The organism is Streptomyces sp. NPDC031554 (assembly GCF_055580685.1).
On sequence record NZ_JBVIKX010000001.1, the window covers coordinates 793,155 to 815,977 of the forward strand.

A 22,823-nucleotide genomic window follows, 5' to 3' on the forward strand; every position below is an offset into this window, starting at 1 on the left:
TTACCCGAACGAGTGACCAAGCGGATTCCGGCCCGGCGCACGCCCCTGCACGGCGCCCGGCGCGCGGCCCCGCCCGCCCCGGTGCGCGACGCCGACCGGCGGACCGACTGACGCGCGGACCGGCGGACCGGCGGACTGACGGATGGACTGACTGACTGACGGACGGACGGACGCCGACGTCAGTCGATGACGGTGTAACCGGCCTCGCGCAGGGCGTGGCCGACCTCGGCGCAGTGCACCGGCCCCTTCGTCTCCAGGTGCAGCTCCACCTCCGCCTCCGTGAGCCCGAGCCGCGGGTCGGTCCGCACATGGCTCACGTCGAGGACGTTGGCGTCCATCGTCGACAGCACCCCGAGAAGCGTCGCGAGCGCGCCGGGCCGGTCCGTCAGACGCAGCCGTACGGCGAGGTAGCGGCCCTGCGCGGACATGCCGTGCCGCAGGACGCGCTGCATCAGCAGCGGATCGACGTTCCCGCCGGAGAGCACCGCGACCACCGGCCCCTCGAAGGCGTCCGGCGCGCTCAGCAGGGCCGCCACCGGACTCGCCCCGGCCGGCTCGACCACCAGCTTGGCCCGTTCCAGGCACAGCAGGAGCGCGGCCGCCAACGCGTCCTCCGACACGGTGCGCACCTCGTCCACCAGGTCGCCGACGATCCGGAACGGCACGTCCCCGGGCCGGCCGACCCTGATGCCGTCCGCCATCGTGGCCGGACCGTGCAGCGACACCGGCCGGCCCGCCGCCAGCGAGGGCGGATAGGCCGCCGCGCCCTCCGCCTGCACCCCCACGATCCGCACGTCGGGCCGCAGCGCCTTCACCGCCACCGCGATGCCCGCCGCGAGCCCCCCGCCCCCGATCCCCACGACGATCGTGCGGACCTCCGGGCACTGTTCCAGGATCTCCAGGCCCACCGTGCCCTGCCCGGCGATCACGTCCGGGTGGTCGAAGGGGTGGATGAACACGGCGCCGGTCCGCTCCGCGTGCTCCTGCGCGGCCGCCAGCGTCTCGTCGACCACCTGCCCGTGCAGGCACACGTGCGCACCGTACTCGCGGGTCGCGCTGATCTTGGGCAGGGGGGCGCTCTCCGGCATGAACACCGTGGACCGCACGCCCAGCAGGGTGGAGGCCAGCGCGACGCCCTGCGCGTGGTTGCCCGCGCTCGCCGCGACCACCCCGGCCGCCCGCTCCTCCGGCAGCAGGCCGGCGATCCGGACGTACGCGCCGCGCAGCTTGAACGAACCCGTCCGCTGGAGGTTCTCGCACTTGAGGTGCACCGGCGCCCCGACGAGCTGGGACAGGTGCCTGCTGCCCTCCATCGCGGTCGTCCGCGCCACCCCCGACAGCATCTTCTGGGCGCCGCGGACGTCGTCGAGGGTGACGGACCGCAAGGAGTCAGCCGTGCCGTGGCTCATGACATCAGCATCGCAGTTCACAGGCGGGAACGACCGCTGTGACCAACCACCGAGACCGGTTTCCCCAGCGCCGGTACGACCCGCCTCCGGGCCGCGTACCCTGTCCCCCAACCCAGCACCCTTTTCATGAAGTGAGCCCCCGGCCATGCCCACAACACCCGAAATGTCGATGGACATGACGACCGTCGGTGACACCGGTCTCCTGGACACGCTGCAGCACGAGGTCGCGGTCTTCGCGCGCCGTGCCGAACAGACCCGGCTCGGCGGCGTCGGGCAGGTGCGCAACTCCATGGACCGCGCCGCCTACCTGCTGCTCAACCGTCTCGACAAGGAAGGCCCGATGGGCGTCAAGGCGCTCGCCGCGAGCATGGGCATCGACTCGTCGACGGTCACCCGGCAGGTGGCGCCGCTGGTCGACACCGGCCTGGTCAAGCGGACCTCGCACCCGGAGGACGGACGGGCCGTGGTGCTCCAGCTGTCCCCGCGCGGGCTGTCCCGGCTGGACGAAGTGCGCTCCTCCCGGCGCCGGCTGATGGCCGAGCTGACCAACGACTGGAGCCCGGAGGAGCGCGAGACGTTCTGCGCGCTCCTCACCCGCTTCAACACCGCGTTGTCCACCCGGATGGCCTCGCCCGTCCTCCCCGGCACGGAGTCCGCACCGGCTTCCTGACCCCTGCGCGCGGCGCGCGTCCCGCGCGTGCGCGGCTCTTGACCGACGGCCCGACCCTGGCCTCATATGAGACCGGGTCCCCGTTCGCCACAGCCGGCCGGGATCCGTTCCCCGGGGGTCGCCGACAGGCGGGAGGCGCGCGGTGCGGGTACGGCATGCGGTTCGGGACGCCCGGCGGGCCAAGGATTTCGAGGCGTTCGTGGCGGGTGCGGGCGGACGGCTGACGCAGACCGCCACTCTGCTCACCGGGGAAGCGTCCGACGACAACCCGCGCGCGCGACGACTGCTGACGCACGCCCTCGCGCACACCTACGCGTGCTGGGACCGGCTGCACGGCGAGGATCCCTACGAGCACGCGCGCCGGTGCCTCGCCGTCCGCTTCGCCGACACCGCCTGGCACCGGTACGCCGTCCTGGCCCGGCCCCGTCGGCCCCCTCGGCCGTTGACCGGACCGCTGGCGGGCCTCACCCCGCGCGAACGCCTCGTCCTGGTCCTCAGGCTCTACGAGGGTGTCGGCGAGGAACAGGTAGCGGCCCTGCTCGGCCTGCCCGCGGAACGCGTCCACACGCTCTGCGACCGGGCGACGGCGACCGTCCTGCACCCGCCCCCGGCACCCGCGCCCCGCACCCCCGCGAAGAAGGCGGCACCGACGTGAACCGGCCCCAGCGGGAGGCCGCCGTACGGCAGATCATGGAGCGGACGGTGCCCCGGCCGCCGCCCGGGCTGTGCACGGACGCCGTCCGCCGCGGCAGCCGTATGCTGCGCCGTCGTACGCTCGCCCGGCGCCTGCTGTGGCTGCTGCTGTGGGCCGCGGTCGTCGCGTTCGCCGTCTGGGCGACGGTGGCCGAGCCGTGGGTGGAGCCGCCGTCGGAGACGACCCCACCCCTGACCGGCTGGTGAGGTCCGGCCCGTGGCCGGAAGCTAGCCGAGGGCCTGCTGGAGGTCGGCCAGGAGGTCGTCGACGTTCTCGATGCCGACCGAGACGCGGACCAGGTCGGCCGGGACCTCCAGGGCCGAACCGGCGGTGGAGGCGTGCGTCATGCGCCCGGGGTGCTCGATCAGCGACTCCACGCCGCCGAGGGACTCGCCCAGCGTGAACACCTGGGCGCGGTTGCACACCTCGACCGCCGCCTCCTCGCCGCCCGCCACCCGGAACGACACCATGCCGCCGAACGCCCGCATCTGCTTGGCGGCGACCTCGTGACCGGGGTGGTCGGGCAGGCCCGGGTAGAGCACGCTCGTCACGCGCGCGTGCCGGGTGAGCATGTCGGCGACCTTGGTCGCGTTCTCGCTGTGCCGGTCCATGCGCACCGACAGCGTCTTCGTGCCCCGCAGCACCAGCCAGGAGTCGAACGGCCCGGCGACCGCGCCCATCGCGTTCTGGTGGTACGCCAGCTCCTCGCCGAGTTCCCGGTCGCCCGTGATCAGCGCACCGCCGACGACGTCCGAGTGGCCGCCCATGTACTTGGTCAGCGAGTGCACGACGACGTCCGCGCCGAGCGCCAGCGGCTGCTGGAGGTACGGCGTGGCGAAGGTGTTGTCGACGACGAGCCGGGCGCCCGCGTCCCGCGCCACCTGCGCGACGGCCGCGATGTCGGTGATGCCGAGCAGCGGGTTGGAGGGGGTCTCCACCCACACCGCCTTCGTCTTCGGGGTGATCGCGGCCCGTACGGCGGCCGCGTCGCCGGTGTCGGCCACCGACCACTCCACGCCCCACCGGGAGACGACCTTCGCGAACAGCCGGAAGGTGCCGCCGTACGCGTCGTTGGGGATCACCACGTGGTCGCCGGGGCTGAGCAGCGTACGCAACAGGCAGTCCTCGGCCGCCAGTCCGGAAGCGAACGCGAGGCCCCGGACGCCGCCCTCCAGGGCGGCCAGGTTCTCCTCCAGGGCGGTCCTGGTCGGGTTGGCGCTGCGGCTGTACTCGTAGCCGCCCCGCAGGCCGCCGACGCCGTCCTGCTTGTAGGTCGAGACCTGGTAGATCGGCGGGACGACCGCGCCGGTGAGGGGATCCGCGGTGTTGCCCGCATGGATCGCGAGGGTCTCGAAGTGCTGACTGATGTGCCTGTCGCTCATGAGCACCGAGCGTAGTGCGCCGGAGGCGAAGGTGCGGGACGGCGGGGCGCCCGCCGTCCCGCCGGGAGGTTTTCCCCAGGCCGGCGGAGGAGGTTGGCCAATTGTCGGCGGCGTCTGGAACCCTTGGGGCATGGAAATTCTGTGGGTCCTGATCGCGCTGGTCATGCTCAGCTTCGTGCTGCTGCCGTTCCTGCGGCGCAGGCGCGGCGGGATCGAGCAGGTCCCGTCCGGCCACCCCGACGCCGCGGACCCCGCGGACTACGGCTTCGTCCGCGAGGAGGAGCTGGACATCCGCATGCCCGGTCCCGACCAGGACCTGCTCGACGTCCTGAACGTGGTGCAGCGCACCCAGGACTACCGGGCCGCCCAGCAGCTGCTGGGCGGCACCGAGGCCGAGGGCGAGCGGCGCTGGCAGCGCGTGCAGGCCTTCGCGGGCGCCGCCGCGCTGGAGCTCCAGCAGCGGCCCGGCGGGGTCGGTGACACACCGGGCGGTCAGTGGCTGCGGGTGTGGCGCGCCGAGGTGCCCAAGGATCCGGGCGGGGCGGCGGTGCACGCCGAGTTCCTCGTGCAGCAGGCGTGGCGCACCTCGACGCCGGGCACGGACGACTTCCGGATCATCATGGAGGAGGCGAAGGACGCCTGCGGGCAGGCGGCGCTGCTCGCCCCCGGTGACCCGATCCCGTACGTCGTCGAGCTGTCGGTGGCGCGCGGCCTGGCCTACTCGCAGCGTGAGTTCGAACAGCTCTGGCTGAAGATCCTGGACCGCGCCCCCGCGCACATGGGCGCGCATCTGGCGGCCCTGCACTACTGGTGCGAGAAGTGGCACGGCTCGCGCGAGACGGCGATGTCCTTCGCGGAGGCCGCGGCGGCGCGCGCACCCCGGGGTTCCCTCCTCGCGGCGATGCCCCTCTTCGCGGTGTTCGAGCACCTGCCCGAGGTCAACCTGGTCACCGGTTTCTACCGGAGCGAGGTCGTGACCAAGGCGATCCACGGCGCCCTGTTCGCCGTGCACGCGGCCCGCCCCGACGATCCCATGCTGGCGCACGTGCGCCACCTCCTGGTCTTCTTCCTGGTGCGCGCCGAACGCTGGTCGGAGGCGGTGGACCAGCTGGTCCACGTCGACGGCCACGTGGGCGCGCTGCCCTGGACCCTGTCCGCCGACCCGGCGGGCGAGTTCGCGGTGTACCGCGCGCTGGCCGTGGCGGGGTACGAGGCCAACGGCGGCAGTCCCGCGTCGCTCCCGCACTGAGCCCGGCCCGGGACTCCGGCCCGGAGCCCGGCCGGAGTCCCACCACCGGCAGCACCTCTGCCCCGCCGGGAACGAACGGCTGCCGCGGCCCGGTCGGGGCGGGGTCTCCTGCCCGGTCGGCTCGGCAGGGGCCGAGGGCCGAGGACCTAAATCGGTGGCCGCCCGGACCGGGCGGCCGCACGCTGTACGTCATGGAAGAACCGCAACGCCGCATCCGCGCCGTCCACACGGAGTCCACGGTCACCGTCTACCAGGCGTACTCACCGGAGATCGGCGTGCCCGCCGCCCGCGACGGCCGCTTCCCCGCCGCGTGGAAGCGGGACCGGATGACGTGGATCAAACCGTCGTTCCTGTGGATGATGTACCGCTGCGGCTGGGGCACCAAGGCCGGGCAGGAGACCGTTCTCGCCGTCGAGATCTCGCGCGAGGGCTTCGAGTGGGCGCTGCGCCACGCGTGCCTGTCGAGCCACGTCCGCGGGGTCCACGCCGACCGGGCCGCCTGGCAGCGTCAGTTGAGGCGCGCGCCCACCCGCGTGCAGTGGGATCCCGAGCGGGACCTGCACCTGCGGCCCCTGCCGTACCGGTCCCTGCAACTGGGCCTCACCGGGGAGGCCGCACGGCGCTACGCGGACGAGTGGACGGTCGCCGTCCGCGACGTGACCCCGCTCGCCCGGGAGATCCACTCCCTCGTCCGCGGCGGTGACGTGGAGTCCGCCGCCCGGCTGCTGCCCGGCGAACGGCCCTACGTCCCCGGAGAGGGCTCTCTCGCCCACCTCCTGGGATGACCGGACCCACCCGGCACGGGGTGCCCCGAAGCGGCCGCGGCACCGGCGACCGCCGGATAGGGGCGCCGGGTCGGGGCGCCGGTACCGGAACGGGGGGCCGAACCGGGGACCGCCGGACCGGGGGCCGGCCGACGGACCGGGCATGCCGGGTCCCGGCCACGTCCTCGACGGACACCGGACCGTCGCCGCCGGTCCACGGCTGCTCCGCCGGGTGGGGGCGGAGGCCGCAGGCCCCCGCGTCGACCGTTCGAACGGCCGGCTGCCGAGAACGTGCCGCCGGCCGGACGGGAAGCGGCCGTGGACCGGGGCGCTCCGCCCGTCACCGCCGTGGGCGCCCCGAGGCCTCAGTCCTCCTGGCGCATGGTCAGGTCCCCCTCGATCCTGGCGCCCCTCACGGTCTGCTCGCCGGGCCCGTTCATCGTCTGCCCCAGTGATCCGCCGACTTCGACGTCCCTGGCCCGCTGCCGGCGTCGGGGCGTCGCCTCACCGGACGTCGCCTGCCACACCGCCAGAGCGGCACCCAGCACCACCAGTGCGGCCGTGCAGGCCAGCCATGCCGCCGTCCAGTTCTGGGTCAGCATTCCGGTGGCCACGTTCACCGCCGCGGCCACCACCACGGACCCGGCCGCCGCCATACGCGCAGCCGTCATACCCCTCACCGTCCCCCCGTCGCCTTCGTACCATTGCAGGCCGGTTCTTCAGCATGGGGGGAAACACCGTGTGGGGCAATCGTCGGCAGACGGTCAAGGACAACGCGGTCGGCCGCGACCTGTTCGTGTTCATGAACGGCGAACCGGCCGGTACGGACCTGGATCGCGCGGCGGACCGGTTACGGAAGGACGTCCTGTCCAGGGCGCGGCACGCGGTGGCCCGTCTCGAACTGCGGCAGCCGACCCTGATCGAGATCGTCTGGAAGGGCAGCGGCCGGCCCGTCCAGCCGTCGCGGGAGGTGCTGGGCGTCCCTCCGGAGGAGCTGGCGGGCACGGTGACCCGGACGCCGGACACCTGCCGGAGTCTCCCGCTGCATCAGCTCGTGGTCCTGGGAGAGGCGGGCACCGGCAAGAGCGTCGTCGCGGTACAGCTCGTCCACGACATGGCCGGGGACCCCCGGCCCGGTGACCCCGTCCCGGTGCTGATGTCGCTGTCGTCATGGCGTCCGGCGATCCCGATGCGGGAATGGATCCTCCGGCAGATCCGGCAGAACAGCCCCGCCCTGAGCAGCCGGTGGAGGTTCAGGGCGGACCCGGCGGCCGACCTGTTCGACGAGTGCAGGGTGATGCCCGTGCTCGACGGCCTGGACGAACTGCCGGAGCCGCTGCGCGTCCGGGCGGTCGAGGCGATCGACAAGGCGGTTCCGCCGGGCTGCTGGCTGCTGGTCACCAGCCGCGGCGACGAGTACGAGACCACGTGCCGGGCCGGAGCCCGCCTGACCAGAGCCGCGGTCGTGGAGCTCGAATCCGTGGAGGCGGGTGCCGCGATCACCTACCTGACACGGTCGCAGGTGACCGGGGACGACCGCTGGGACGCGGTCTTCGACGCCGTGCGCGGGGAACCGGACTCCGCGCCGGCCCGGACGATGACCTCGCCCCTGATGCTGTACCTGGTCAAGACGGCCTACCGGGCGCACCTCACGGAGCCCGGGGAGCTGGTGTCGGGCGGGCGCTCCCAGGAGGACATCGAGAAGGACTTGTTGAGCCGGTACCTGCCCGCCGTCTACACCGAGCAGCCGCCCGGCCGCTACAAGGAGGAGACGGCGAGGCGGTACCTGAGGCTGATCGCACGCCAGATGCAGCGGGACAGGACGAACGACTTCGCCTGGTGGCAGATCAACGCCCGGCTGACGGGACCGTTGGTCGGTCTGGCCTTCGGCGCCGTGTGGGGCTGGTTCCTGCACGCCCTGTTCGGCCCGGGGTGGGGAGTGGCGACCGGGGTGCTGGCCGGACTCGGCGGATGGGGGGCGCACGCCCTGGTCCGGGCCGACCTGAAGCAGGTGTACGTGCCGCAGGGCGGCGTGCACGGGCCGAAGGCCCTCCTCCACCGGTACGCGCTCATCGGGGGTGCGTCGGCGCTGGCGATCACCGGCGTCACGGGGGCCTCCGCGGCATGGTGGCTGGCGGGGACGCTCGGGGCGCAGGGGCGGATCGTCTGGTACTACGGCACGGTCGTCGGTGTCGTCTCGGGCATCGCCACCCTGCTCGGGTCCGCCTGGGGCTCGTACCAGGTGTCCCGCTCGTGGTTCTGGCTCACGCGCCGGCTTCCCTGGCGGCTGTCGGCGTTCCTCGAAGACGCCCGGGGACTGGGCGTGCTCCGTCAGATCGGTGCGGTCCACCAGTTCCGGCACGAACTGGTGCTGAGGCAACTGAGCGGCAGGGTCTCGGGGCACCCGTCCCGGTCGGTTCACGGCGAGTGGCACGCCAGGTGGCAGCCGTGGAGACCGCTGCTGCCGGTCTTCGCCAGTCTGGTGCAGGTGGGTTCCGCACTCCTCGGCCTCGCCATGGTGTCCATGATGTACGCCTCCTCGACCCAGATCGAGTTGGTCTACCTCTCCGGGGACGAGCCCGCCAGTTACGTCGACACCTCCGTCTGCCCGGTCGGCGACGCCGGCCTGTGCAGCGGCGTCCCGATCCTGTCGTGGAGACTGCCCGAGGGGTCCTCCCGCCGCACGGTCTGGATGCCGTCGGCCCTGCACGGCCGCTCCATCCAGGGCTGGAGCGGCCGGATGAAGGCCGACGGCTGCGGCGGAGGCGCCGTCGAGGTGACGTTGGCCATCGCGGGAGAGACGCCGGTGTCCTTCACCCTGGAGGACTCCGCGGAGGTCCCCGTGCGGGACCCGTCCGAGCCGGCCCTCCCGGAGCGCCGCCCGGTCTCCCTCTCGCTGCGGAGGCTGGACGGCGAGCCCTGCTCCCTCCTCGTGGAGTGGACCGGTCCGGGAATGGTCGACGACGGCCTGGAGCCCGCCCGCGAACGGCTCGGCGTCACCGGGGCCGGGGACTGACGGCCGCCGGTGGGTTGCGGGACGTGCGCCGCCGAGGTCTTCACCGCCGACGCCGGGTGCCGCGGCCGGCCGGAGCACGCTCCGCGCCCGTCGCCGAGCCCGTCGCCGGGCGAGCGCGGCGCGAAAATCGGCAGCGCGCCGCCGTCCGTTCGTGAGTTACTGCCCCGGGCGTCCGGGCCGTCCGTGGGGGCGGCCGTGTCCGTCGGCGTCGTAGGCACAAGTCCCGGGGGGATTCCGTATGAGCGGCAGCAGTGATGTGTTCCTGATCGGTGGGGGGCACGACGAGTCGGCCGCCGGTGCCCTCTACGGGCCGTTCCTGCGCGCCGCCGCCGTGGCCGTGCCCCGGGTGCTGTGCGTCCTCGTCGACGAGGGCGACGGTGCCTCTCTCCTCGGCCGGTACGACGCCCTGCTGCGCAAGGCCGGCGACTGCGTGCCGGTGCCGCTGCTGCTGCCGCTGGGGGAGCCGTTCGAGCCGGGGGCGCTGACGGCGGACGTGGACGCGCTGCTGGTGTGCGGCGGGCTGACACCGGCCTACCGGGAGGCGTTCGCCGGCAGTGCCGACGCGCTGCCCGCGCTGCTCGCCGAGCGGGGCGTGCCGTACGCCGGTTACTCGGCGGGGGCCGCGATCGCGGCGCGGGACGCGGTGGTCGGGGGCTGGCTGGCGGACGGGGTGGTGGTGTGTCCGCCGGACACCGCGGAGGACCTGGAGGAGATCGAGGTGCGGTCCGGTCTGGGGCTGGTGCCGTTCGGGGTGGACGTGCACGCGGCGCAGTGGGGGACGCTGGCGCGGCTGACCTCGGTGGTGGCGGACGGGCGGCTCGCGCACGGGGTCGCCGTCGACGAGAACACGGTGGTGCGGGTCGCGGGCGGACGGGCGCGGGTCGCGGGACTCGGCCGCGCCCACTCCGTACGCCCCGCGCCGGGCGGCGGCACGCTGGTGCGGTCGTACGGCGCCGGTGAGTCGTTCTCCGCGGGCTGAGGCCGGTCCGGCCGCCGCGGGGAGGGGCGTACGACGAGGCCCCGGCGGGTGCGGCCGGGGGCTCGTCGGGGGTGACGCGGGGGTGACGCGGGACGTCAGATGGTCGCCGTGTCGATCACGAAGCGGTAGCGGACGTCGCTGGCCAGCACCCGCTCGTACGCCTCGTTGATCTCGGAGGCGCTGATCAGCTCGATCTCGGCACCGAAGCCGTGCTCGGCGCAGAAGTCCAGCATCTCCTGGGTCTCCCGGATGCCGCCGATGCTGGAGCCGGCGAGGGTCTTGCGGCCGCCGATCACCGAGAACAGGTTGAGCGCGACGGGCTCCTCGGGGGCGCCGACGTTGACGAAGGCGCCGTCCGTGCGCAGCAGGGCGAGGTAGGAGTCCAGGGCGAGCGGGGCGGAGACGGTGGACAGGATCAGGTCGAAGGTGCCGGCCAGCTCCTTGAAGGTCTCGGGGTCGCTGGTGGCGTAGTAGTGGTCGGCGCCCAGCTTCAGGCCGTCGTCCTTCTTGCGCAGCGACTGGGAGAGCACGGTCACCTCGGCGCCGAGGGCGTGCGCGATCTTGACGCCCATGTGGCCGAGGCCGCCCATGCCGAGGACGGCGACCTTCTTGCCGGGGCCGGCGTTCCAGTGCTTCAGCGGGGAGTAGGTGGTGATGCCGGCGCAGAGCAGCGGGGCGGCCACGTCGAGGGCGAGGCCGTCGGGGACGCGGACGACGTAGTTCTCGTCGACGACGATCTTCTGCGCGTAGCCGCCGTAGGTGGGCTCGCCGTCCTTGCCGACGGCGTTGTACGTGCCGATCATGCCGCCGCCGGTGCAGTACTGCTCCAGGCCGGCCCGGCAGTTGTCGCACTCGCGGCAGGAGTCGACCATGCAGCCGACGCCCACGCGGTCGCCGACGGCGAACCGGGTCACACCGGGGCCGACCTCGGAGACGACGCCCGTGATCTCGTGGCCGGGGACCATCGGGAAGATGGCCTGCCCCCAGCCCTCGCGGGCCTGGTGGATGTCGGAGTGGCAGATGCCCGCGAACTTGATGTCGATCAGGACGTCGTGCTCGCGGACCTCCCGTCGCTCGATCGTCGTGCGCTCCAGCGGAGCCTTGGCGGACGGTGCGGCGTACGCGGCAACAGTGGTCATGCCGGGGTTCTCCTAGCAGTCGTACGCCCGGTCGGCCTTCGGACCGGGCACGGCGTCCAGCCTGCCCCGTATCGGCGCGTCCACCCAGACCTCACCTGTGCCTACGTCCGCTGTGCCTACCACTGGCGGGGTCAGGTTCGCCTGCGTACGACCGTGAATACTGGACGTATGGAAGAACAGGCCGATGCCGTACCGCAGCCCGGCGGGCGTCTGGACCGGCGTGCCGAACTCAGCGAGTTCCTGCGCACCCGGCGCGCCCGGCTGAAGCCGGGGGACGTGGGGCTGCCCGACTTCGGGCGGCACCGCCGGGTGCCGGGGCTGCGGCGCGAGGAGCTGGCGCAGCTGGCCGGGGTGTCGGTGGCGTACTACACGCGCCTGGAGCAGGGCAACGGGCGCAACGTGTCCACGGAGGTGCTGGACTCGATCGCCCGCGCGTTGCGGCTGACCGACGCCGAGCACGCGCACCTGACCCACCTCGCCAAGCCGAAGCAGCACAAGAAGAAGCCGGCGGCGCGGAGCCGGCAGGTGCGTCCGGCGCTGCGGGATCTGCTGGCCCTGATGGACGGGGTGCCGGCGTACGTGGTGGGGCGGCGGACGGAGATCCTCGCCTGGAACCCGATGGCGGCGGCCGTGTTCGGGGACTGGGGCGAGCTGCCGGTCGCCGAGCGGAACTGGGCGCGGCTGGTGTTCCTGCGGCCCGCCTACCGCGATCTGTTCGTGGACTGGGAGCAGAAGGCGATCGACATCGTGTGCGCGCTGCGGATGGACGCCGGCTGCCACCCGGACGATCCGCGGCTGTCGGCGCTGGTGGGTGAGCTGTCGGTGAAGAGCGAGGACTTCCGGCGGCTGTGGGCGACCCACGACGTCAAGGAGAAGTCCTACGGCGTGAAGCTGCTGCACCATCCGCTGGTGGGTCAGCTGTCCCTGAACTTCGAGGGGTTCCAGCTGCTCGGGGAGAGCGAGCAGTCGATGGTGACGTACCACGCGGAGCCGGGGTCGCCCTCGGCCCAGGCGCTGCGGCTGCTGGCGAGCTGGGGGGCGGACGCGAGCCGGGCGGGGGCGGGCGCCCCGTCGTCGTCGGTGTGACGACGACGGGGCGCTCCCCGGGTCCGGTGCGGACGGCCCGCCGGGGGCGCCGGGGGCGCGGGGGCCGTCCGCCGGGCGCGTGCCGCCGCGTCGCGGGGCGCCGTACGGCGTCGGGTCGGGGCGCGCCGGGTCGCGGGGCGTCGTACCGCCTCAGGAGACGGCGTTCTCTCTGACGGTGATCCTCCCCTTGCGGATGGTGGCCACGCGCGGGGCCCGCTTCGCGATGGTGGAGTCGTGGGTGACCATGATGAAGGTCAGGCCGCGCTCCTTCCACAGGGTGTGCAGCACGTCCATGATCTCGTCGCGCATGCCCTCGTCGAGGTTGCCGGTGGGCTCGTCGGCGAGCAGCACCTTGGGCTGCTTCACCAGCGCGCGGGCGATGGCGACGCGCTGCTGCTGGCCGCCGGACATCTCGCTGGGGAGGTGTCCGAGCCGCTCGCCGAGGCCGACGGACCTCAGGGCCTCGGCGGCCCGTTCGCGCCGTTCCCCGCCCTTGACGCCGAGCGGGACGAGGGCGGTCTCGACGTTCTCCTGCGCGGTGAGCGTGGGGATGAGGTTGAAGGCCTGGAAGACGAAGCCGATGTTCTCGCTGCGCACCTTCGTGAGCCTGGCCTCGGAGAGTCCGGCCAGGTCGGTGCCGTCGAGGACGACCTCGCCCGCGCTGGGCCGGTCGAGCCCGCCGAGCATCTGCAGGAGGGTGGACTTGCCGCCTCCGGTGGGGCCCTGGATGACGAGCCGGTCGCCGTCCGGGACGGTCAGGTCGACCCCGTCGAGGGCGTGGACGACGTCCTTGCCGCGGGTGTAGCGCTTGGTGACGCCTCTGAGTTCGTACATGGGGACAACAACTCCTGGGGTGGGTGGGGTGGGTTGGCTACTCGACGCGCCGCAGCGCGTCGGCCGGCCGCAGCCGGGACGCCCGCCAGCCACCGAACGCCCCCGCGATCAGACCGCCGGCGACGGCGAGTCCGACCGCGACGGCCACCGTCGTGACGCTCACCGGCGCCGTCAGCGCCACGTCGAGGGTGCGGGCCGCGGCCTGCCGGCCCGGTCCGCCGAAGCCGCCGCCGGGACCGCCCTGGCCGCCGGCGGCGGAGCCGCCCGTCTCGGCCTGGAGGGTGGGGCTGACGGCGGTCACGGCGTAGGCGCCGGCGAGGCCCAGCGCGATGCCCAGGACGCCGCCGAGGAGGCCGTTGACCATGGCCTCGCCGACGACCTGCCGGGTGACCCGGCCGGACTTCCAGCCGAGTGCCTTGAGCGTGCCGAACTCGCGCACGCGCCGGGACACCGCGGAGGAGGTGAGGAGTCCGGCGACCAGGAACGCGGCGACGAGGACCGCGACGGACAGCCAGGTGCCGACGCTGGTGGCGAGCGAGGCGGCCGTGGAGAGGGAGCCGGAGACGGTGTCGGCGAGGTCCGCGGAGGTCGTCACCGTCGTGCCCGGGACGTTCTTCCGGATCGCGGACTTGACGCTGTCGATCTTCTGCGAGTCGGTCGCCTGGACGTAGATCGTGGTGACCTTGTCCTTGGAGTCGCTGATCGTCTGAGCCTGCGTCAGCGGGATGTAGACGTTGGCGGCGGAGTCCCCGCTGTCGGCGGTGGCGATGCCGATGACGCTGAACTTCACGCTCTTGACGGTGAGCGTCGAACCGGCCTTGAGCTTCTTCTCCTTGGCGTACGCCGAGTCGACGACGGCGACCTTCGCGTTCGTCTCGGTGGTCTTGAAGGTACGGCCGCTGGTGATCTTCGAGGAGGTCAGCGGGCCGAGCGCGGGCCGGGTGACGTCGGTGCCGTAGACGGAGTAGTTGTCGACGTCGAACTCGGCGCCGCCGCCCTTGACCTCGCCCTGCGGCCGGCCGCCGCCGGGACCGCCCTCGCCCTGCTGGAACTGGCCGCGGGTGAACTGACCGTCGACCTTGACGACCTGCAGGCTCAGTCCGCCGACCGCGCCGGAGACCCCGCTCTGCCTGCCGACCTCGGTGACGGTGGCGGCCGACAGGGTCTGGAAGCCCTGGACCATGACGCGGTCGCTGCTCTGCTCGGTGCCGGAGTCGCCGTCCTGCGCGTCGAACTGGAACCGCGGGCGCTCGGAGGCGTCGGCGGTGGGCTCGGCCGCCTTGGTGACCGTCATGTCCGTGCCCAGGCCGTAGAGGGACTGGAGGACCTTGTCCTGGGCCGTGCCCATGCCGGCGGAGACGGAGGTGACGACGATGACCAGCGCGATGCCCAGGGCCAGTCCGGAGGCGACGACGAGGGCCGCTTTTCTGCGGCGGCGCAGTTCGCGCCTCAGGTAGGTGAAGAACATGGCCGCAAGCTAGGTACGGACCGTGATGAAGGCGTAAGGCGGAGATAAGAGAAGCATGAGAAGGCTGTGTCCGGCCCCGGAAACACCGGTGCCGCCCCTGGGGGCGGCACCGGTGGGCTGGGGGAGGGATGTGCGTCAGGCGGCCGAACCGGCCTTCCACTGCGCCCAGTCCATGTTCCAGCCGTTGAGGCCGTTGTCCGGCGAGACGGTCTTGTCGCCGGTGTTCTGGACGACGATCACGTCACCCACGATCGAGCTGTTGAAGAACCAGGCGCCCGGGGTGTTCGGGTCGTCGGCGCCCTTGGTGTCGGACAGGCCGACGCAGCCGTGGCTGGTGTTCACCGAGCCGAAGATGGACTTCGCGCCCCAGTAGTTGCCGTGCACGAAGGTGCCGGAGTTGGTCAGGCGCATGGCGTGCGGCACGTCCTTGATGTCGTACTCGCCCTTGCCGTCGTCGTCGGTGAAGCCGACCGTCGCGCCGTTCATCCGGGTCTCCTTGAACTTCTCGGAGATCACCATCTGGCCCTCGTACGTCTTGTTGTCGGGCGAGCCGGCCGAGATCGGGATGGTCCGCACGGTCTTGCCGTCCTGCGTGACCTTCATCTGCTTGGTCTTCGCGTCGACGTACGTGACCTGGTTGCGGCCGACCTTGAAGGTGACGGTCTTCTGCTGGACGCCGAAGACGCCGTCGGCGCCCTCGACCCCGTCGAGCGCGAGCTTCAGCGTGACGGTGGAGTTCTCCTGCCAGTAGTCCTCGGGACGGCAGTCCATGCGCTGGGTGTTGAACCAGTGGCAGGCGACCTCCTGGCCGCTGCTGGAGGTGACCGTGACGCCCTTCTGGACGGCGGCCTTGTTGGTGATCTCCTTGTTGAAGTTGAGGGAGACCGGCATGCCCACGCCGACGGTCGAGCCGTCCTCCGGCGTGAAGTTGCCTATGAAGCTGTTGTCGGGGGAGACCGTGGTGAAGGAGGCGTTCTCGTGGGCCTCCAGGCCCTTGGAGTCCTTCGCGGTCGCCGCCAGCTTGTAGGTGGTCGAGCGCTCCAGCTGCCCGCTGGGCTTCCAGCTGGTCTTGTCGGCGGACAGCTCGCCCGCCACCGTGGCGCCGTCGGCCGCGGTCATCGTGACCTGGGTGAGGGTGCCCTTGCTCACGGTGACGGTCGCGGAGTTGTTGATGGAGGCGTTGTCCGAGCCGTCCGCGGGCGTGATCTTGATCTGGGCCTGGGATGACTTCTGGGCCGCCGCCTCGTCGGCCTTGGCCTGTGAGGAGCTGCCACCGCTGTCGGCCGCGTCACTGTCGCCGCTCGAACACGCGGAGAGCACCAGAACACCACCGAGCAGGGCGGACGCGGTCATGAGACCCCTGCGCCGCCTACCGTCCGTCATCACACGCTTCTCCATCGTCGCCGATTCCCGGTGAACCCCGGGAGTCCCCGTCAAGAACTTCAACGCTACGACCGGTTCGTCCCGTTCCACATACGCCTGATGTGTGGGCCACACCACGTCCGCGGGCGCTCGGCCCCCCGGGGCCCCTGATGCGGGTGTCGGTCGGTGCGTCCCCTGAGACGACGAAACCCCGGGCGGCGGTTGCCACCCGGGGTCACGAATTCCCCCGGACGCTCAGCCGATGCCGCCCGCGCGGCCGTCCTCGCCGTCATCATCCTCGTCGAGGTCCCAGTCCGGCGAATCGGGGTCGTACTCGACGGGTTCGGTGGACCAGGAGGCCTGCTGGAGTTCGACGCCGGGGATGTCGCCGACCAGATCGAAGGGGTCCACGAGGCAGGCGAGGGCCTCCGCCGTGTCTTCCGTCACAGCACTCTCGGCCTGCGCGCGCTCACTCTCCGGGACGTCCGGGTCCGCGGCCTCCTCCGCGAGTCGTCGTAGCGCGGCAGCGGTGAGGGCGCCCTCGTCGTCGATCTCCAGGACGAGTTCGACACGAAGGCGGACAAAAGAGGGTGTCTTTGGGTTGGTCACCCCCGGAGCCTACGGCTACCGGCGCCCGCGGCTTTCCCGCGACCCGCGCCGTTCATTAGCATCGGGGGCACACGGCCAATTCGCCAGCGCCACAAGGGGATCGATATTCCGTGTCATCCGCTCGCCGTCCGTTGCTGACCGCCACCGCCGCGGGAACCCTGCTGGGTGCCCTGTGGTTCGTCCCGAACGCCCAGGCGACCCCGGACGATTCCACGAGAACGGGCGTGACGACGCAGGTCACCACCCAGGCGCGGGCCGCGTCCGCGGACATCACCGGCACCGCCCTCACCACCGCCGACACGGCCTCCGCCGTCGACACGAGCGTCGCGTCCGACGGCGCCGACGCCTCCGACGGCACCCGCCTCGCCGACACCGGAAGCTTCGACACCACCCCCTACATCGCGGGCGGGACGACCCTGCTCGCCCTCGGTGCCGGATTCGTGGCGTATTCCGTTCGCCGGGAACGCCTGGGTTTCTGAATGGATTTGACGCTTACTTGACCCGACCTTCATAGTCCGCTCATGAAGAGATCATCGGGGGCGCGGCTGTGCGCCACGGCTGCTGTGGGCGCACTGTCGCTCGTCCTCATCACGGGCTGCTCGGACGAGGGGTCGAAGAAGGACTCCGAGGGGTCCTCGAAGGATTCCGGTTCCTCGTCGTCCTCGGCCCCGGCCGCGAAGGCCCTGACCGCGGCCGAGCTGGAGAAGCTGCTGCTCGCCCAGGGCGAGGTCAAGGGGTACAAGGTCGACGCGGGCGACGCCAGTCTGCCGGCCTCCAAGAGCGCGGTGAAGGTCGACAAGGCCGCGTGCGAGCCGCTCGTCTACGCCATATCCGCCCTCCCGCCGGGTGACACGGACGTGAGCGCGCGGAACACCGTCACGGAGGACAAGTCGGCTCAGGCGAGCACCAAGTCGCCGGAGGACATCAGCGAGTCGGACATCGAGGACGCCTTCAACGTCACCACCACCCTCGTCGGTCTCTCGTCCTACGAGGGTGACGGGGCCGAGAAGGCCATGAAGGCCGTCACCGACAGCGTCACGGCCTGCTCCGGCGGGTTCAGCATGACGGCCGGCAGCGAGACCCAGAAGGCCACCAAGATCACCTCGGCCAAGGCCTCGGGGCTCGGCGAGGAGTCCGCGGCCTTCACCGTGGTCGCCGACATGGACGGCGAGGGCACGGCCGACTTCCAGGTCGAGGTGGTGCGCAGCGGCAGCACGGTCGCCACGTTCTACGGCATCAACCTCGGCGCACTGGCCAAGGGCGGGAACTCCGAGGTCCCGGCCGCCGTCTCCCAGGCGCAGGTCGCCAAGCTCAAGTAGGCGCGCGGGGCCCCGCCGACAGCACGTGTGCGCTGTCGGCGGGGCCCCTTCGTGCGTGTCAGTGGAGCGGCCCCGTCACCGTCTCCACGGCGGCGACCAGCCGTCCGTCGCGCACGACGGCGTCGGCCGCGGCGAGGTCGGGGGCGAGGAAGCGGTCCGGCCCCGGGCCCTGGATCCCCGCCTCGCGCACGGCGGCGAGGACCGCGCGGGTCGCGGGCGCCGGCGTCAGCCCCTCGCGCAGCTCGACGGCGCGGGTGGCGGCGTACAGCTCGACGGCGATGACGCGCGTGAGGTTGTCGACGGCGGTGCGCAGCTTGCGCGCCGCCGACCAGCCCATGGAGACGTGGTCCTCCTGCATCGCGGAGGACGGGATGGAGTCGGCGGAGGCCGGCACGGCCAGCCGCTTCAACTCGCTGACCAGCGCGGCCTGGGTGTACTGGGCGATCATCAGGCCCGAGTCGACACCGGCGTCGTCGGCGAGGAAGGGCGGCAGGCCGTGGCTGCGGTTCTTGTCCAGCAGCCGGTCGGTGCGGCGCTCGGCGATCGACGCGAGGTCGGCGGCGGCCACGGCGAGGAAGTCGAGGACGTAGGCCACCGGGGCGCCGTGGAAGTTGCCGTTGGACTCGACCCTGCCGTCGGGCAGCACCACGGGGTTGTCGACGGCGGAGGCCAGCTCCCGTTCGGCGACGAGGCGGGCGTGGGCCATGGTGTCCCGTCCGGCGCCGGCGACCTGCGGGGCGCAGCGCACGGAGTAGGCGTCCTGGACGCGGGGCGCGTCGTCCTGGTGGTGCCCGGTCAGCTCCGAACCGGCCAGCACGGCCAGCATGTTGGCGGCGGAGTCGGCCTGTCCGGGGTGCGGGCGGACGGCGTGCAGCTCGGGTGCGAGGACCCGGTCGGTGCCGAGGAGCGCCTCCAGCGTCAGGGCGGCCGTGACGTCGGCGGACTTGTAGAGGCGGTCCAGGTCGGCGAGGGCCATGATCAGCATGCCGAGCATGCCGTCGGTGCCGTTGAGGAGGGCCAGGCCCTCCTTCTCGCGCAGTTCGACGGGGGCGATGCCGTGCTCGGCGAGCAGCTCGCCCGCGGGCCGTACGGCCCCGTCCGGGCTCTCGGCGTCCCCCTCGCCCATGAGGGTCAGGGCGCAGTGGGAGAGCGGGGCGAGGTCGCCCGAGCAGCCGAGGGAGCCGTACTCGTGGACGACCGGGGTGATGCCGGCGTTGAGGAGGTCGGCCATGGCCTGCGCGACCTCGGGCCGTACGCCGGTGCGTCCGGAGCAGACGGTCTTCAGGCGCAGGAACATCAGGGCGCGGACGACCTCCCGCTCGACGCGCGGCCCCATGCCGGCCGCGTGCGAGCGGACGATGTTGCGCTGGAGCCGGGCGCGCAGTTCCGGGCTGATGTGCCGGGTGGCGAGGGCGCCGAACCCGGTGGAGACGCCGTAGACGGGCTCGGGCTTGGCCGCGAGCGCCTCGACGATCTCGCGCGCCGCGGCGAGGGCCGCCACCGCCTGCTCGGAGAGCTCGACCCGGGCGCCGTCGCGCGCCACGGCGAGCACGTCGGACGCGGTCACGCCGGACGTCCCCACCACCACAGTGTGCATATCCATATTCAGGAGCGTACGCAGTGAAGAGGGGGATGTCACCAGTGGGGGCGGGCTTCGCCCCTTACCGGAACGTCACAGCCGCCCGGCGACGTGCCGTGGCCGTCGGCCGGCACCCCGGGGCGGTCCGGCGACGCGCCGTGGCCGTCGGCCGGCACGGCCCGCCGTTCACTGCCGCCCACGGAAGCGCCGCCGCTCGCCGGCCGGACCGCGCGGCGGCTCGTCGGCCAGGCGGACGACCGGGTCGTCGGGTCCCGCCCGCCCCGCGACGACCGGCCGGGCGGCCCGGACGGCCTTGGCGCGGTACTGGGCCGCGTCCGCGAGCCGGAAGAGGCGGCGGGCCGAGCGCACCGGCCCGATCGGGTCCCCGGTGGAGGCGACCCCGCAGGCCACGCCCTCGCCCAGCTCCAGCTCGGCCGCCCGGCGGCACAGGTCGCCGGCGACCTTCACCACGTCGTCGGCGGCCGGGCCGACGGCGAGCAGACAGAACTCGTCCCCGCCGAGCCGGGCGGCCAGCCCGCCGGGCAGCATCGCCCCGCACAGCGACAGCACGGACCCGAACCGTTCCAGGAGCCGGTCGCCGACGGCGTGGCCGCAGGTGTCGTTCACCCGCTTGAGCCCGTTGAGGTCGCACACGACCAGGCTCACCACGTCCCCGCGCGTGCGGTGCCGCTCCACCGCCTCCTCCAGGCGCACGTCGACGGCGCGGCGGTTGGCCAGGCCGGTCAGGGCGTCCGTGAAGGCGAGCCGGCGGGCCTCCTCCAGCCGCTCGGTCTGCGCCAGCCCGGCCGCGACCACGGCCGCCAGGACGGTCGCGAAGTCGGCGTCGCCGCGGTCGAAGACGGGGGTGCCGCGGGAGCGGGCCACGTACAGCTCGCCCCACGCCCGGCCGTGCAGCACGATCGGCGCGACCACGCAGGAGCCCCGCCCGCGCCGGCGCAGGGCGGCGACCCTCCCCCGGCTGACGCCGGGAGGTGCCCCCAGGTGGCGGTGGCCGGGGCGGTCGGCGGCCGCCCCCCGGTCCGTCTCCACCCAGGCGTCGGGCTCGCCGCCCGCCGTCCAGCGCTCGTGCAGGAACTCGGTGATCTCCGGGAACCGGTGCACCGGATAGGCCTCGTCGTCCGGGAACTCCTCCTCGTCCGGCGTCCGGTCCCCCACGTTCACGAGGACGCGCAGCTGCCCGAGGTCGCGCTCCCAGACCGACAGCGCGGCGAAATCGCCGGCCAGCGCCCGGCAGGCGCCGAGGGCCGCCGCGCGCCACGACTCGCGGGGCGTGCGCGCCGCCGCCATCCCCTGAGCCAGCGCCACCACAGCCGCTAGGCGTCTGTCCTCACCCATCTCCCCAGGCTAGGGACATTCCGCCGCAAAGGGGACTCCGGGTGATGCCGGGAGCGACGGTCCCGCCGCCCCGGACCGGCTCACTCCTCTCAGCCTCCCCCGGACCGGCTCACTCCCCCGGCCACTGCGGCTTGCGCTTCTCGTTGAAGGCCGCGACGCCCTCGGCCCGGTCTCCCGAGAAGGCCACCGTCCGCCAGGCCGCGTCCTCCACCTCCAGCCCCGCCCGCAGGTCCAGCCCCTGCCCCAGCCGCAGGGCCCGCTTGGCCGCCCGCAGCCCCACCGGCGAGTTCGCCCCGATGCGCTCCCCCAGCGCCAGCGCCTCCTCCCGGTCCCGTCCCTCGTCCACCAGGACGTCCACCAGCCCCAGCTCCCGCGCCTCGGCGGCCTCGACCCGCCGTGCGGAGAAGATCAGCTCGGCCGCGCGGGCCGCGCCCACCCGGCGGGGCAGCAACTGGGTCCCGCCGCCGCCCGGGATCACCCCGACCGACACCTCGGGCAGCCCCACCACGGCCGTCCGGTCGGCCACGATCACGTCGCAGGCCAGCGCCAGCTCGAAACCGCCGCCCAGCGCGAACCCGTGCACCGCCGCGACCGTCGGCACCGGCAGCTCCAGCACGCCGGTGTACGCCCCCCGCGCGACCGGCCGCTGCCGCACCAGCTCGGCGTCGGAGAAGGAGTTGCGCTCCTTGAGGTCGGCCCCGACGCAGAAGGCCCGCTCGTGGGTCGAGGTGAGCACGACCACCCGTACGTCCCGGTCGTCGCCCAGCGCCGCGCAGGCGGCCCCGAGAGACCGGGCCATCCCGGTCGACACGGCGTTCATGGCCTTGGGCCGGTCGAGGACCAGCTCGGCGACATGCCCGTCCCCGTGCCGCCGTACCAGCACGAACTCCCCGAACCGTTCCTCGCTCATGACACCCTCCGGGTTAACGCGGGTTAACAGACCTGGCTCGCCCGATCATCGCAGCCGCGCCGCGCCGGGAAAAGGCCCGGCCCCGTCCCGCCCGCATCGCGCTCGACCACCGCCCACCCGTTCGAGTGACATCCCACCCGACTCCGCCCGGACCGCCCAAGGGAGCGCATAAGGTGCGTCCGCCACGGCGCAGAGGGGGCGCGACGACATCGGGGAGGGAACGCGATGACGACCACACCGATAAGAACCCGGACCGAAGGCGTCGGAGCGGATCGCGCGGAGAGGGTCACGGGGACGGCCGGGAACCGCCTCGGGCCGCCCCTCCGTGCCCGCGGGCGGCACCGTCGGCCACGGCCTCGGAGGACGCTGTTCACCGCGGGCGGGTTCGTACTGGCGGTGGGGGCCCTGAGCCTGCTGCGACCGGGCTCGGACCCCGGCGCGGACACCGCCGGGTCCGGTCCCCGGCTCCGGCCCACCGCGGACACCCGGCCGGAGACGGCCACGGGCCGCCCGGCCCGCGGCACCGGCGCGGCCACCGCGGTCTCCCCGGCAAGCGGACCGACGCCAGCCGCACCCGTCCCGACCGCCGACGGCGTCCCCGCCTCCCCCGCGGCCCCCGGCGTCTCCCCGTCCTCCGCGATCCGCACCCCCGGCGGCCCCGGCGGCCCCGGCGGCCCGCGCACGACGCCACCGGCCGAGGCGCTCCCGCGCACACCGGCGCCCGCTCCTTCCCGGAGCGCGGCGCCCCGGCCTCCGCGCGATTCCCGGCCTTCCGGGCCCACCGCGCCCCCGGCCCCCGGCCCGAGCACCGTGCCGGCCGCCCCCGGGCCGGCGGGCGGCAGCGGCCTCTGCCTGCCGGTCGTCGGACTCTGCGTGGACGCGCTGAACGCCCCCGCGGACTGAACCGCGGCGCGGGCGGCCCCGCCGGGGCCGGTCCGGCGGATCACGCCGGGGACACGGGGTCCGGCACATCCCCGAAGACGCCCTCCCGGAGAGAC

21 protein-coding genes are annotated in these 22,823 nt (G+C 73.4%); 10 read left to right on the forward strand and 11 right to left on the reverse strand.

What is annotated here, in order from left to right; all coding sequences use genetic code 11:
- Nucleotides 1–179: 179 nt before the first annotated feature.
- On the reverse strand, nucleotides 180–1,409 hold the full coding sequence (ilvA, locus tag ACZ5FU_RS03455) for a threonine ammonia-lyase (protein ID WP_451525291.1): 1,230 nt from the start codon (nucleotides 1,407–1,409) through the stop codon (nucleotides 180–182).
- A gap of 163 nt (nucleotides 1,410–1,572) precedes the next feature.
- Here ilvA and ACZ5FU_RS03460 point away from each other — a divergent pair, with 163 nt between their 5' ends.
- The 3 genes from ACZ5FU_RS03460 (at nucleotide 1,573) to ACZ5FU_RS03470 (ending at nucleotide 2,979) form a co-directional block, all read left to right on the forward strand.
- Nucleotides 1,573–2,079, forward strand: a complete 507-nt coding sequence (locus tag ACZ5FU_RS03460) for a MarR family winged helix-turn-helix transcriptional regulator (RefSeq protein WP_451525654.1) — start codon at nucleotides 1,573–1,575, stop codon at nucleotides 2,077–2,079.
- A gap of 142 nt (nucleotides 2,080–2,221) precedes the next feature.
- Complete coding sequence (locus ACZ5FU_RS03465) at nucleotides 2,222–2,734, forward strand: sigma factor-like helix-turn-helix DNA-binding protein (RefSeq protein ID WP_451525290.1); 513 nt, start codon at nucleotides 2,222–2,224, stop codon at nucleotides 2,732–2,734.
- The gene (locus ACZ5FU_RS03470; protein ID WP_451525289.1) at nucleotides 2,731–2,979 is read left to right on the forward strand and encodes a hypothetical protein; all 249 of its coding nucleotides are present in this window, start codon (nucleotides 2,731–2,733) and stop codon (nucleotides 2,977–2,979) included. Before ACZ5FU_RS03465 ends, ACZ5FU_RS03470 begins: the two co-directional genes overlap by 4 nt.
- 21 nt (nucleotides 2,980–3,000) lie before the next feature.
- Here ACZ5FU_RS03470 and ACZ5FU_RS03475 read toward each other — a convergent pair whose 3' ends face one another.
- Nucleotides 3,001–4,155, reverse strand: coding sequence for a cystathionine gamma-synthase (locus tag ACZ5FU_RS03475; RefSeq protein WP_451525288.1), 1,155 nt, complete (start codon nucleotides 4,153–4,155; stop codon nucleotides 3,001–3,003).
- 130 nt (nucleotides 4,156–4,285) lie between these two features.
- On the opposite strand from ACZ5FU_RS03475, the gene ACZ5FU_RS03480 reads away from it, so the two are divergent.
- Nucleotides 4,286–5,404 (forward strand): hypothetical protein, encoded by a 1,119-nt coding sequence (locus ACZ5FU_RS03480; protein ID WP_451525287.1) that lies wholly within the window; start codon nucleotides 4,286–4,288, stop codon nucleotides 5,402–5,404.
- A gap of 191 nt (nucleotides 5,405–5,595) precedes the next feature.
- Nucleotides 5,596–6,189 (forward strand): DUF4291 domain-containing protein, encoded by a 594-nt coding sequence (locus ACZ5FU_RS03485; RefSeq protein WP_451775213.1) that lies wholly within the window; start codon nucleotides 5,596–5,598, stop codon nucleotides 6,187–6,189.
- A gap of 344 nt (nucleotides 6,190–6,533) precedes the next feature.
- On the opposite strand, the gene ACZ5FU_RS03490 is transcribed toward ACZ5FU_RS03485, so the two are convergent.
- Complete coding sequence (locus ACZ5FU_RS03490) at nucleotides 6,534–6,839, reverse strand: hypothetical protein (RefSeq protein WP_451525285.1); 306 nt, start codon at nucleotides 6,837–6,839, stop codon at nucleotides 6,534–6,536.
- A gap of 68 nt (nucleotides 6,840–6,907) precedes the next feature.
- Between ACZ5FU_RS03490 and ACZ5FU_RS03495 the strand changes: the two genes are divergently transcribed.
- On the forward strand, nucleotides 6,908–9,184 hold the full coding sequence (locus ACZ5FU_RS03495; protein ID WP_468833552.1) for an NACHT domain-containing protein: 2,277 nt from the start codon (nucleotides 6,908–6,910) through the stop codon (nucleotides 9,182–9,184).
- Between the two features lie 238 nt (nucleotides 9,185–9,422).
- A complete protein-coding gene (locus ACZ5FU_RS03500) occupies nucleotides 9,423–10,163 on the forward strand; it encodes a Type 1 glutamine amidotransferase-like domain-containing protein (RefSeq protein WP_451525283.1) in 741 nt (246 codons plus the stop codon).
- A gap of 95 nt (nucleotides 10,164–10,258) precedes the next feature.
- Here ACZ5FU_RS03500 and ACZ5FU_RS03505 read toward each other — a convergent pair whose 3' ends face one another.
- A complete protein-coding gene (locus tag ACZ5FU_RS03505) occupies nucleotides 10,259–11,302 on the reverse strand; it encodes an NAD(P)-dependent alcohol dehydrogenase (protein WP_451775210.1) in 1,044 nt (347 codons plus the stop codon).
- A gap of 168 nt (nucleotides 11,303–11,470) precedes the next feature.
- On the opposite strand from ACZ5FU_RS03505, the gene ACZ5FU_RS03510 reads away from it, so the two are divergent.
- A complete protein-coding gene (locus ACZ5FU_RS03510) occupies nucleotides 11,471–12,388 on the forward strand; it encodes a helix-turn-helix domain-containing protein (RefSeq protein WP_468833556.1) in 918 nt (305 codons plus the stop codon).
- Nucleotides 12,389–12,538: 150 nt separating this feature from the next.
- On the opposite strand, the gene ACZ5FU_RS03515 is transcribed toward ACZ5FU_RS03510, so the two are convergent.
- From ACZ5FU_RS03515 to ACZ5FU_RS03530, 4 genes are all read right to left on the reverse strand, one after another.
- The gene (locus ACZ5FU_RS03515; RefSeq protein ID WP_451775205.1) at nucleotides 12,539–13,222 is read right to left on the reverse strand and encodes an ABC transporter ATP-binding protein; all 684 of its coding nucleotides are present in this window, start codon (nucleotides 13,220–13,222) and stop codon (nucleotides 12,539–12,541) included.
- A 37-nt stretch (nucleotides 13,223–13,259) separates the two neighbouring features.
- On the reverse strand, nucleotides 13,260–14,690 hold the full coding sequence (locus ACZ5FU_RS03520; RefSeq protein WP_468833558.1) for an ABC transporter permease: 1,431 nt from the start codon (nucleotides 14,688–14,690) through the stop codon (nucleotides 13,260–13,262).
- Nucleotides 14,691–14,825: 135 nt separating this feature from the next.
- Complete coding sequence (locus tag ACZ5FU_RS03525; RefSeq protein ID WP_451525278.1) at nucleotides 14,826–16,073, reverse strand: L,D-transpeptidase; 1,248 nt, start codon at nucleotides 16,071–16,073, stop codon at nucleotides 14,826–14,828.
- 234 nt (nucleotides 16,074–16,307) lie between these two features.
- Nucleotides 16,308–16,661 (reverse strand): hypothetical protein, encoded by a 354-nt coding sequence (locus ACZ5FU_RS03530; protein ID WP_451525277.1) that lies wholly within the window; start codon nucleotides 16,659–16,661, stop codon nucleotides 16,308–16,310.
- 110 nt (nucleotides 16,662–16,771) lie between these two features.
- Between ACZ5FU_RS03530 and ACZ5FU_RS03535 the strand changes: the two genes are divergently transcribed.
- On the forward strand, nucleotides 16,772–17,140 hold the full coding sequence (locus ACZ5FU_RS03535; protein WP_451525276.1) for an LAETG motif-containing sortase-dependent surface protein: 369 nt from the start codon (nucleotides 16,772–16,774) through the stop codon (nucleotides 17,138–17,140).
- Nucleotides 17,141–17,182: 42 nt separating this feature from the next.
- Nucleotides 17,183–17,980: a hypothetical protein gene (locus tag ACZ5FU_RS03540; protein ID WP_451525275.1), complete on the forward strand. Its 798-nt coding sequence runs from the start codon at nucleotides 17,183–17,185 to the stop codon at nucleotides 17,978–17,980.
- A gap of 58 nt (nucleotides 17,981–18,038) precedes the next feature.
- Here the strand turns inward: ACZ5FU_RS03540 and hutH are convergent, their stop codons facing one another.
- The 3 genes from hutH to ACZ5FU_RS03555 form a co-directional block, all read right to left on the reverse strand.
- The gene (gene hutH / locus ACZ5FU_RS03545; RefSeq protein ID WP_468833855.1) at nucleotides 18,039–19,577 is read right to left on the reverse strand and encodes a histidine ammonia-lyase; all 1,539 of its coding nucleotides are present in this window, start codon (nucleotides 19,575–19,577) and stop codon (nucleotides 18,039–18,041) included.
- A 168-nt stretch (nucleotides 19,578–19,745) separates the two neighbouring features.
- Complete coding sequence (locus tag ACZ5FU_RS03550; RefSeq protein WP_451525274.1) at nucleotides 19,746–20,915, reverse strand: GGDEF domain-containing protein; 1,170 nt, start codon at nucleotides 20,913–20,915, stop codon at nucleotides 19,746–19,748.
- A gap of 109 nt (nucleotides 20,916–21,024) precedes the next feature.
- On the reverse strand, nucleotides 21,025–21,825 hold the full coding sequence (locus tag ACZ5FU_RS03555; RefSeq protein ID WP_451525273.1) for an enoyl-CoA hydratase/isomerase family protein: 801 nt from the start codon (nucleotides 21,823–21,825) through the stop codon (nucleotides 21,025–21,027).
- Nucleotides 21,826–22,823: the final 998 nt, after the last annotated feature.

Bases quoted from the DNA above. Each gene is read 5' to 3' on its own strand.
- ilvA (WP_451525291.1), bottom strand. From the start codon at position 1,409: ATGAGCCACGGCACGGCTGACTCCTTGCGGTCCGTCACCCTCGACGAC.
- ACZ5FU_RS03550 (WP_451525274.1), bottom strand. From the start codon at position 20,915: ATGGGTGAGGACAGACGCCTAGCGGCTGTGGTGGCGCTGGCTCAGGGG.
- ACZ5FU_RS03475 (WP_451525288.1), bottom strand. From the start codon at position 4,155: ATGAGCGACAGGCACATCAGTCAGCACTTCGAGACCCTCGCGATCCAT.
- ACZ5FU_RS03540 (WP_451525275.1), top strand. From the start codon at position 17,183: ATGAAGAGATCATCGGGGGCGCGGCTGTGCGCCACGGCTGCTGTGGGC.
- ACZ5FU_RS03555 (WP_451525273.1), bottom strand. From the start codon at position 21,825: ATGAGCGAGGAACGGTTCGGGGAGTTCGTGCTGGTACGGCGGCACGGG.
- ACZ5FU_RS03490 (WP_451525285.1), bottom strand. From the start codon at position 6,839: ATGACGGCTGCGCGTATGGCGGCGGCCGGGTCCGTGGTGGTGGCCGCG.
- ACZ5FU_RS03460 (WP_451525654.1), top strand. From the start codon at position 1,573: ATGTCGATGGACATGACGACCGTCGGTGACACCGGTCTCCTGGACACG.
- ACZ5FU_RS03485 (WP_451775213.1), top strand. From the start codon at position 5,596: ATGGAAGAACCGCAACGCCGCATCCGCGCCGTCCACACGGAGTCCACG.
- ACZ5FU_RS03510 (WP_468833556.1), top strand. From the start codon at position 11,471: ATGGAAGAACAGGCCGATGCCGTACCGCAGCCCGGCGGGCGTCTGGAC.
- ACZ5FU_RS03520 (WP_468833558.1), bottom strand. From the start codon at position 14,690: ATGTTCTTCACCTACCTGAGGCGCGAACTGCGCCGCCGCAGAAAAGCG.
- ACZ5FU_RS03525 (WP_451525278.1), bottom strand. From the start codon at position 16,073: ATGACGGACGGTAGGCGGCGCAGGGGTCTCATGACCGCGTCCGCCCTG.
- ACZ5FU_RS03505 (WP_451775210.1), bottom strand. From the start codon at position 11,302: ATGACCACTGTTGCCGCGTACGCCGCACCGTCCGCCAAGGCTCCGCTG.
- ACZ5FU_RS03515 (WP_451775205.1), bottom strand. From the start codon at position 13,222: ATGTACGAACTCAGAGGCGTCACCAAGCGCTACACCCGCGGCAAGGAC.
- ACZ5FU_RS03480 (WP_451525287.1), top strand. From the start codon at position 4,286: ATGGAAATTCTGTGGGTCCTGATCGCGCTGGTCATGCTCAGCTTCGTG.
- hutH (WP_468833855.1), bottom strand. From the start codon at position 19,577: ATGCACACTGTGGTGGTGGGGACGTCCGGCGTGACCGCGTCCGACGTG.
- ACZ5FU_RS03500 (WP_451525283.1), top strand. From the start codon at position 9,423: ATGAGCGGCAGCAGTGATGTGTTCCTGATCGGTGGGGGGCACGACGAG.